The 9350-nt window shown below is 68.5% G+C and carries 9 protein-coding genes; 5 read left to right on the forward strand and 4 right to left on the reverse strand.

Annotated features, from left to right (window positions below; translation table 11 throughout):
- Positions 1–597, reverse strand: a 597-nt coding sequence (locus tag G3N62_RS32545) for a PAS domain-containing protein (protein WP_206141433.1), incomplete at its 3' end; no start/stop codon positions are given.
- Positions 598–908: 311 nt separating this feature from the next.
- Here G3N62_RS32545 and G3N62_RS32550 point away from each other — a divergent pair.
- The 3 genes from G3N62_RS32550 (at position 909) to G3N62_RS32560 (ending at position 2929) form a co-directional block, all read left to right on the forward strand.
- Entirely contained in the window at positions 909–1766 is an 858-nt protein-coding gene (locus G3N62_RS32550; protein WP_124670359.1) for a class I SAM-dependent methyltransferase, read from the forward strand.
- A complete protein-coding gene (locus tag G3N62_RS32555; RefSeq protein ID WP_059558978.1) occupies positions 1763–2323 on the forward strand; it encodes an N-acetyltransferase in 561 nt (186 codons plus the stop codon). The genes G3N62_RS32550 and G3N62_RS32555 overlap by 4 nt, the downstream gene beginning before the upstream one ends.
- Before the next feature lie 84 nt (positions 2324–2407).
- Positions 2408–2929 (forward strand): DUF523 domain-containing protein, encoded by a 522-nt coding sequence (locus G3N62_RS32560; RefSeq protein ID WP_069706904.1) that lies wholly within the window; start codon positions 2408–2410, stop codon positions 2927–2929.
- A 99-nt stretch (positions 2930–3028) separates the two neighbouring features.
- Here G3N62_RS32560 and pcaF read toward each other — a convergent pair whose 3' ends face one another.
- A complete protein-coding gene (gene pcaF, locus G3N62_RS32565) occupies positions 3029–4231 on the reverse strand; it encodes a 3-oxoadipyl-CoA thiolase (protein WP_124608548.1) in 1203 nt (400 codons plus the stop codon).
- A gap of 226 nt (positions 4232–4457) precedes the next feature.
- Here pcaF and G3N62_RS32570 point away from each other — a divergent pair, with 226 nt between their 5' ends.
- Positions 4458–5246, forward strand: coding sequence for an IclR family transcriptional regulator (locus G3N62_RS32570; protein ID WP_049028801.1), 789 nt, complete (start codon positions 4458–4460; stop codon positions 5244–5246).
- 15 nt (positions 5247–5261) lie between these two features.
- Here the strand turns inward: G3N62_RS32570 and G3N62_RS32575 are convergent, their stop codons facing one another.
- Both G3N62_RS32575 and G3N62_RS32580 read right to left on the reverse strand, forming a co-directional pair.
- A complete protein-coding gene (locus G3N62_RS32575) occupies positions 5262–6773 on the reverse strand; it encodes a M81 family metallopeptidase (RefSeq protein ID WP_124670360.1) in 1512 nt (503 codons plus the stop codon).
- A gap of 101 nt (positions 6774–6874) precedes the next feature.
- The gene (locus G3N62_RS32580; protein WP_059558985.1) at positions 6875–8194 is read right to left on the reverse strand and encodes an MFS transporter; all 1320 of its coding nucleotides are present in this window, start codon (positions 8192–8194) and stop codon (positions 6875–6877) included.
- A gap of 151 nt (positions 8195–8345) precedes the next feature.
- Here G3N62_RS32580 and G3N62_RS32585 point away from each other — a divergent pair, with 151 nt between their 5' ends.
- On the forward strand, positions 8346–9332 hold the full coding sequence (locus tag G3N62_RS32585) for a LysR family transcriptional regulator (RefSeq protein WP_049030051.1): 987 nt from the start codon (positions 8346–8348) through the stop codon (positions 9330–9332).
- Positions 9333–9350: the final 18 nt, after the last annotated feature.

A 9350-nucleotide genomic window follows, 5' to 3' on the forward strand; every position in this document is an offset into this window, starting at 1 on the left:
CGCGGCGAACGCCGCGAGCGCGCCGCCGGTCAGCCCGCAGGCCCAGCCCGTGCCGACGACGACCGGCGCCAGCACGCCCAGCGCCGCATGCACGCGCGCGCGCACCGACATCGTCTGCGGCAGCGACGCGATGCGCAGCAGCCCGGTACGGATCACGAGCCCCTTGTGGAAGCGGCGCTGGCCGGCCTTGCCTTCGCGAAACGCGCGATACAGCGCGTCGGCGGCCACGGTCTCGTCGCTCGGCGCCTTCGTGCGCACCGACATGTAGCCCTGCGGCTCGCCGTTGCGCATCACCGGAATCGCGTTCGCGCGCACCCAGTAGTGATCGCCGTTCTTGCGGCGGTTCTTCACGAGCGCGGTCCACGGCTCGCCGCGCTTGAGCGTCGCCCACATGTCGGCGAACGCCTCGCGCGGCATGTCCGGGTGGCGCACGGCATTGTGCGGCTGGCCGACGAGTTCCTCGTTCGAATAGCCGCTCACCTGCGCGAATGTCGTGTTCGCGTACGTGATGTAGCTGTCGGCATCGGTCGTCGACATCAGCGTGACGTCGTCGGGAAAATCGAATTCCTGTTGGGTAACGGGCTGGTTGTTGCGCATGCAAGGCTCCGAAAGGCGGATTGGTTGTCCGCGCCGCGCTGAAATCACGCTCAGTAGCCGAAAAACGGTTGATCGCTTTACGACGTTCTCGTCCTTGCTGTCGGCAATTCGGCAGAAAACCTTAATCCTGCCGCGCATAAAATATGCAATCCAGCCATTACCATGATTTCGATCAAATATTCCGGCGATAATCGCCGCGCACGCGTGTCCGCCGGTCACAACGCACCGCCCGGCGTGCCAATGCGGGCATCCATTGCGCACGGCGAAACGATATGGCCTATCCTGCTCCATTCCACCGGAATTCGAATTCGATGAAAAAGGCATTGCATGAACTGAATCGGCTGTCCTGGAATACGGCGACGGTCGCCCATAACAGCCATAAAGGCGATCAGGCCGCGTTTTTCCGCGATGGCGGCACGACGCTGTTTCCGGAAGAACGAAAGCTGCTCGGCGATCTCGCCGGCCTGCGGCTCCTGCACCTGCAATGCAACGCGGGACAGGACACATTGAGCCTCGTGCGCGAAGGCGCGGATGCCACCGGCGTCGACATCTCCGACGAGGCGATCGGCTTCGCGCGGCAGCTGTCGGCCGATGCGGGGCTGCCCGCGCGGTTCGAGCGCGCCGACGTGCTCGACTGGATGCCCGAAGCGGCCGCGCGCGGCGAGCGCTTCGACCGCGTGTTCACGTCGTACGGCGCGATCTGCTGGCTGTCGGACCTCATCGCCTGGGCGCGCGGGATCGCCGCGCTGCTCGCGCCGGGCGGCCGCTTCGCGATGGTCGAGTTCCATCCGTTCGCGCTGGTTTTCGATGAACACTGGCAGCCGCACTACGACTACTTCCAGCGCGACGCGACCGAGGAGCCGGCAGGCGTCGGCGACTACGTCGCGGTGTCCGGCACCGGGCTCGGCGCGCGGCACGATCATCCGGGCATCGTCGATTTCGCGAATCCGCACCCGAGCTACGAGTTCATGTGGGGCATCGGCGACGTGGTGAACGCGCTCGTGTCGGCCGGGCTCGCGATCGACCGCCTGAACGAATATCCGTATGCGAACGGCTGGAAGGGCTTCGACGGCATGCGCGAGCGGGCTGGCCGCCGGATGGTGCCGCCCGACGGCATGCCGCGCCTGCCGCTGATGTATGCGATCGCCGCGCACCGGGTGGCCGCATGACGCGCCGCACCGCCGCCGAACGCGACGCGCTGTCCGCCCGCCTCCTTGCACGCGACGACGTGCCGCTCGTGTGGACCATCGACCGGCGCGAGATCATCGAGCACCTGTACGTGCTGCGCGACGGCACGCTGCACCTCGTGCCCGAGTTCCACGACGTCGCCGGCTGGCCCGACGGCGAAGCCGACCACTACACGCCGATCCTGCTCGACTGCCACGATCGCGGCGGCTGGTTCCTCGGCAGGTTCGACGGTGCACGGCTCGTCGCGGCGGTGATCGTCGACAGCCGGCCGCTCGGCCCGCAACGCGACATGCTGCAACTGAAGTTCCTGCACGTGAGCCACGACTGGCGCGGTTGCGGGCTCGGCGAGCAGCTCTACCGCACGGCGCAGGGGCAGGCACGCGCGATGGGCGCGCGCCGCCTGTATGTGTCCGCCACGCCGTCGCGGAACACGATCGACTTCTACCTGCGGCTCGGCTTCACGATCAGCCCGTCGCCCGACCCCGAGCTTTACGCGCTCGAGCCCGAGGACCTCCATCTGGAAGGACCGGCGGCCTGACGATCCGACGCGCGATGGCACAGGGAATTTCCCCCCCCTGCCGAAGCGACCAACAGCCGCCATTAACCGCCATGGAGCGCGACATTGAAGCACGACCCGCCACCGCCAGCCGCCCCGAAGATCCTCGTCAGCCTGTGCGTGATCGGCCATCCGGTCCGCTACAACGGCTCGGCGAAGACCGCCGCGCACGAAGCGCTCGCGCGGTGGCAGCGTGAGGGGCGTCTCGTGCCGGTCTGCCCGGAACTCGCGGGCGGCCTCGGCGTGCCGCGCCCGCCCGCCGAAATCGCCGAAGGCGGATCGGGGCAGCAGGTTCTGTCGGGTACCGCACGCATCGTCGACGTGAACGGCGCCGACGTGACGGCGCCCTTCGTATCCGGCGCGCGCACCGCGCTGGCGCTCGCGCAGGCGCACGACTGCCGTTTCGCGATCCTCGCCGACGGCAGTCCGTCGTGCGGCAGCACGTTCATTTACGACGGGCATTTCGCGCACCGGCGGCATGCGGGCGCCGGCGTCACGGCGGCGTTGCTGCGCGCGCACGGCATCGAGGTGTTCGCGGACACCGAGATCGACGCGCTCGACGCGCGCCTCAAACAGCTCCGCGGTTAACGACGATGGGCGGCACAAGCCTCCTCGTGCCGCCCATCGTTGCGAAGCGGAGTGACAGTGACGCGGCGCATGGCCGGCCGCGTCACCGCGTCATACCGATCAGACGCGTTCGATCGCGATCGCGATGCCCTGGCCGACGCCGATGCACATCGTGCACAGCGCGAAGCGGCCGTTCGTGCGATGCAACTGGTACATCGCGGTCGTCACGAGACGCGCGCCCGACGCGCCGAGCGGGTGGCCGAGCGCGATCGCGCCGCCGTTCGGGTTCACGCGGGGATCGTCGTCGGAGACGCCGAGCATGCGCAGCACCGCGAGGCCCTGCGACGCGAACGCCTCGTTCAGCTCGATCACGTCGAACTGGTCGATCGTCATCCCGAGCCGCGCGAGCAGCTTCTGCGTGGCCGGCGCCGGGCCGATGCCCATCACGCGCGGCGCCACCCCGGCCGTCGCGATACCCAGCACGCGTGCCCGCGGCGTCAGGCCGAAGCGCTTCGCGGTTTCCTCGTTCGCGAGCAGCAGCGCGGCGGCGCCGTCGTTGACGCCCGACGCGTTGCCGGCCGTCACCGAGCCGTCCGGGCGCACGACGCCCTTCAGCTTCGCGAGCGTGTCGAGCGACGTTTCACGCGGATGCTCGTCGCGCGACACGACCACCGGATCGCCCTTCTTCTGCGGGATCGTGACCGACACGATCTCCTCGGCCAGCGTGCCGTCCTGCTGCGCACGCGCGGCCTTCTGCTGGCTGCGCAGCGCGAACAGGTCCTGATCCGCGCGGCTGACGTGGTAGTCGACCGCGACGTTCTCGGCGGTTTCCGGCATCGAGTCGACGCCGTACAGCTGTTTCATCAGCGGATTGACGAAACGCCAGCCGATCGTCGTATCGAAGATGTCGGCCTGGCGCGCGAACGCGCTGGCGGCCTTGCCCATCACGAACGGCGCGCGCGTCATGCTCTCGACGCCGCCCGCGACCATCAGCGCGGCTTCGCCGGACTTGATCGCGCGCGCGGCCACGCCGACCGCATCCATCCCGGAACCGCACAGGCGGTTGATCGTCGAACCCGGCACGCCCTGCGGCAGGCCCGCGAGCAGCGCGGACATGCGTGCGACGTTGCGGTTGTCCTCGCCGGCCTGGTTCGCGCAGCCGTAGATCACGTCGTCGATCGCCGTCCAGTCGACGTCGCGGTTGCGCTCGACGAGCGCCTTGAGCGGCACCGCGCCCAGATCGTCGGCGCGCACGCCGGACAGTGCACCGCCGTAACGCCCGATCGGCGTACGGATCGCATCACACAGAAAAGCTTCGGTCATCAGTGTCTCCGGTCCCATGAAGGCTGGGAAATGAACAGGGCGCGCCCCTTGCATTGCCCGCCGGGATGCGCTTAAATGTTCTATATACGAACATAAGATCGTGTATCGAACGTTCAACGCATCATAGGGAGTGCGGGGACGACCTGTCAAGCGCGCGGCCTGCCGCGCGGTTGGCGTGTCAGGCCCCATGCGCTATCTTCTCGGCTGCACGATATTCCAGGCGCTCATGACAACCGAAGACACCCAGACGAAACCCGGCGACTCCTATGTGCAGTCGTTCGCGCGCGGCCTCGCGGTCATCCGCGCGTTCGACGCGGCCCGGCCCGAGCAGACGCTCACCGAAGTTGCGTCGGCCACCGGGCTCACGCGTGCAGGCGCGCGCCGGATCCTGCTCACGCTGCAGACGCTCGGCTATGTCGAGGCCGACGGCCGGCTGTTCCGGCTCACGCCGAAAATCCTCGAGCTCGGCTTCGCGTACCTCACGTCGATGCCGTTCTGGAATCTCGCCGATCCGGTGATGGAGCAATTGTCCGCGCAGATCCACGAAAGCTGCTCGGCCGCGGTGCTCGACCGCACCGAGATCGTCTACGTGCTGCGCGTGCCGACGCACAAGATCATGACGATCAACCTGTCGATCGGCAGCCGGCTGCCCGCGTACTGCACGTCGATGGGCCGCGTGCTGCTGTCCGCGCTCGACGACGCGGCGCTCGACGAAACGCTCGCGCAGAGCAGCATCCGCGCGCATACGCCGCGCACGATCACGGATCTCGGCGAACTGAAGGCAACGATCGCGCAGGTGCGCCAGCAGGGCTGGGCCGTGGTCGACCAGGAACTCGAAGTGGGCCTGATGTCGCTGTCCGCGCCGATCCGCAACCGGCGCGGGCAGATCATCGCGGCGATGAACATCAGCGGCAACGCGCAGCGGCACACCGCGAAACAGATGGTGAAGGAGTTTCTCGGGCCGCTGCAGCAGGCCGCGCAGACGGTATCGGAACTGGTCGCGCGGCGCGGCTGAGCGGCCGGCCGCGCGTCAGCCGTTGCCGGCGAACGCCTTTCCCGTCGGCTTCATGCGGATTCCCGGCGCCAGCCGGGTCCACGGCAACTCGGCCGGATCGGCCGTCATCGGGCCAGGCGCCGTGGCGACCAGCACCGCCTCGGCGATGCCCTGGAAATCGGCGCGGAAGTGCACCGAGCTCTTGTTGACGAGGATCTTCATCGATTCCGGCTCGACCCCGCCCACGCGATAGAGATTGCGGTCGAGCATCTGCGCCTTGCCGCTGCTCACCACGATCAGCACGCCGTCGATCCGCAGGCACGCGACCGGGCCGACATCCGCGCGCATGCCGTTCATCATCGGGCCGTCATACCGGCATACCCCGTCGGACAGGTGCACGACCTCGAAACGCGCGTGGTGCGGCGCGTCGCCGGGTACGCCGGAGACGCCGCCGAGCGCCACGTCGATGAACGCACCGACACCGGCACGGTGGGCCGCGGCCGCGGCCGCCGGGTCCCAGATCAAGCCGATCGCGGCATCTTTCGCGCCGTTGCGCAGCAACGCCCGCAGCATGCCCGTCGTGTTCGAGTCGCCGCCCGCGCCGGGATTGTCCTGCGTATCGGCGATGACGACCGGCTTGCCGGCCCCCTCGGACAGCCGCATGGCCTCGCGCACGGCATCGTCGGGCGACAGGAACGGCACCTGCCACGCGGCTTCGTCCGCCAGCATCTTGTCGTGGAGCGCCTGCACGGCCGCCTCGGCCGACGCGGCGTCGTCGCCGTAGCCCCAGATGACCGGGCCGCATTCGGGGAAATCGGCCGCCGGAAAGCCCGGCGCGAACGACAGCGACGCCACGGCCCCGGTCTCCAGCGCCGCGAGCCGCGCGTACATGCCGCGCGCAGGTTCGAGCAGCGTGCACATGCCGTTGATCGGAATCAGGAACGGCAGCCGGCGCGCGGCGCGATGCAGCGGGCGGCGGCCCGCCCGCGCGTCGAACAGGCGCTCGAGCAGCGCGGCCGCGCGCGCGCCGGTCTCGGCCATGTCGACGTGCGGATAGGTACGAAAGGCGACCAGCGCATCGGCCTCGCGCAGCATCCGCGCGGTGACGTTGGCATGCAGGTCGAGCGACGCGACCACCGGCACGTCCGGGCCGACCGCCGCACGCACGCGCTCGAGCAACGTGCCTTCGCCGTCGTCGGTATGCTCGGCGACCATCGCGCCGTGCAGGTCGAGGTACACCGCGTCGTAGCCTCCGCGGCGAACCGCCGCGACGATTTCTCCGGCAATGCGCTCGAACGCGTCCTCGGTCACGTGCGCCGACGGGCTTGCGCCCGCCCAGATGACCGGCAGCAAGGTCCAGCCACGCCGTTCGGCCGCGGCGATGAAGCCGCCGGCGGGAATATTGACGTCGCGCAGCGCGAGCACGTCCTCGCCGCGCACCATGGCCGGGAAGCCTTCGCCCCGCTCAAAGTTGGCGTATGCGGCTTTCGACGGTGCAAACGTATTGGTTTCATGCTGGAAACCGGCGATCAGGATGCGCGTGTTCAAAAATGTGTCTCCGGAAAAGGCCGTCAAGGCGCCGGCACCCCGCCGTCAGGGCCGGCGGGCGACGGCGCGCTGGATATTGGAATGCCCGCGGGCCCGTGACGTCAGGCTGTCGCCAGCGCGTCGCGGGATGCGGGAAGCCGGTTCGCCACGAGTACCGCGGCACCGGCGACGAGCAGTGCGACCATGACCAGCAGCCCCGCGGCCATGCTGCCGGTCGCCGAGTGGATCGCACCGATGATGGTCGGGCTCAGGAAGCCGCCGATCAGGCCGATCGTGTTGATCAACGCGATGCCGCCCGCCGCGGCGTCGCCCTTCAGGTATTGCGACGGAATCGCCCAGAACACCGTGTACGCGGCCCAGATCATCGACGTGGCGATCGTCATGCCGACCAGCGAGACGGCGAGATTGCCGTTGGCCGTCGTCGCCACGGCCAGCGCGATCGCGCCGATCAGGGCCGGCACCGCGCTGTGGAAACGGCGCTCGCCGCGACGGTCCGACCGGCGGCCGATGACGACCATCGCGATCGCGGCGCACACGTACGGAATCATCGAGTACAGCCCGATCTGCATCGTGTCGGTCACGCCGTCGGCCTTGATGATCGACGGCAGCCAGAAACTCACCGCGTAGATCCCGCAGATGATCGTGAAGTACGCAAACGCCAGCAGGTACACGCGCGGATCGCGCACCACCTGCCCGAACGAGTGATGGCCCGCATCGGTGGTGTGCAGCTCGGCGGCGAGCAGCCGCTTCTCGTCGTCGGTCAGCCATTTCGCATCGGCCGGCCGGTCGGACAGCACCTTGAGCGCGAGCACGCCGAACAGCACGCACGGCAGGCCTTCGACGACGAACATCCACTGCCAGCCGGCCAGGCCGTGGGCACCGGACAGCCCGGTCATCAGCCACGCCGACAGCGGCGAGCCGAACGCGCCGCCGATCGGGCCGGCGAGCATGACGACCGCCATCACGCCCGCCATCCGGCGCTGGCCATACCAGTACGTCAGATAAAAGATCATTCCCGGCGCGAAGCCGGCCTCGAACACGCCGAGCAGGAAGCGCATCGCGTAGAACGTGGTCTCGTCGTGGACGAACATCATGCCGGCCGACGTCAGGCCCCACAGCACCATGATCCGGCTGATGGTCTTGCGCGCGCCGATCCGCGGCAGCAGCAGGTTGCTCGGGATCTCGAACAGGACGTAGCCGAGAAAGAAGATGCCCGCGCCCAGCCCGTACACCGCATCGGAGATACCCAGGTCGCTCTGCATCGCGAGCTTCGCGAACCCGATATTCACGCGATCGAGATACGCGAAGGTGTAGCAGAGCAGCAGGAACGGCAGCAGGCGCCAGTTCAGCTTGCGGTAGAGGGCCTGATGCGCCGGGCTGCCGGGCGCGACCGGGTCTTGAGGGGATGGAATGGCGGACATGCGCTCTCCTTTAGGGCCTATTGCTTCGAATCCCGCAACGATGTTCAACGCTGTTCGAATCGTCGAGGAGACGAAAAAGCGGCGCAATAGCAACCTAAGCGAGTTATCGTTGCTCAATGAGCAACACTTCGAAGGCACACGGACCGACACCATGCGCGAACTGAACCAGCGCCGCCTGCGCTATTTCCACGAAGTCCTGACGCACGGCTCCATCCGCGGCGCGGCCGACAGCATCAACACGTCGCCGTCCGTCATCACGCGGCAGATCCGCCTGCTCGAGGAAGAAATCGGCGCCCCGCTGTTCGAGCGCCAGCCGCGCGGCGTGCAGCCGACCGAGGCCGCCGCACACCTGCTCGAATACTGGCGCGGCTGCCGTTCCCAGCAGGAGCTCTTCGAAGATCGCCTGCAGGCGCTTCGCGGGCTGCAGCACGGCCAGATCCGCATCGTGGCCAGCGAAGGCTATATCGACTGCCTGATGGACGAGGTACTCACCGATTTCTGCGCGCGCTACCCGAAGCTCGACGTCACCGTCGATCTCCTGCCGGTCAGCACGTTGCTGCAGGAAGTCGCCGAAAGCCGCGCGCATATCGGCCTGGCCTACAACCCGCCGGCGCATCCGGATATCGAGTACGTCGCCACCGCGTCGCAGCCGGTGGTGGCGCTCGTCCATCCCGGGCACCCGCTCGCCGTACGCGGCCGCCCCGTCGCGGTACGCGAACTCGCCGGGTATCCGCTCGCGCTGATGCCGCCCGCGTTCGGTCTCGGACAGGCCGTGCAGATGCTTGCCTACGCGGAGAACATCCACCTCCACCCGACGCTCACCACCAACTCGCTCGCCGTGCTGCGCCACTTCGTGAAGCGCAACGACGGCGTCACGCTGCTCGCCGCCTTCGCGGCGTATCAGGAACTGGCGGCAGGCGAGCTCGTCGCCGTGCCCGTCGCGCATCCGTTGCTCGAGGCGGCCAACGCACGGCTGCTGGTCAAGGCGGGACGGACGCTCGGCGTCGCGGCCGATACGTTGCTGCGCGGCATCCTGCAGGAGATGAAGATGTTCTCGAACGCGGGCGCGCGCAGCGGCAAGACAACCGCGCGCGGCCGGGCGGGCAAACGTGCCGCCGCGCATCGCGGCGAGCCGTGACCGGCCGCACCGGCCGCG

The sequence above is a fragment of the Burkholderia sp. Tr-20355 genome, assembly GCF_017104685.1.
GTDB classification, from domain to species: Bacteria; Pseudomonadota; Gammaproteobacteria; order Burkholderiales; family Burkholderiaceae; genus Burkholderia; species Burkholderia seminalis.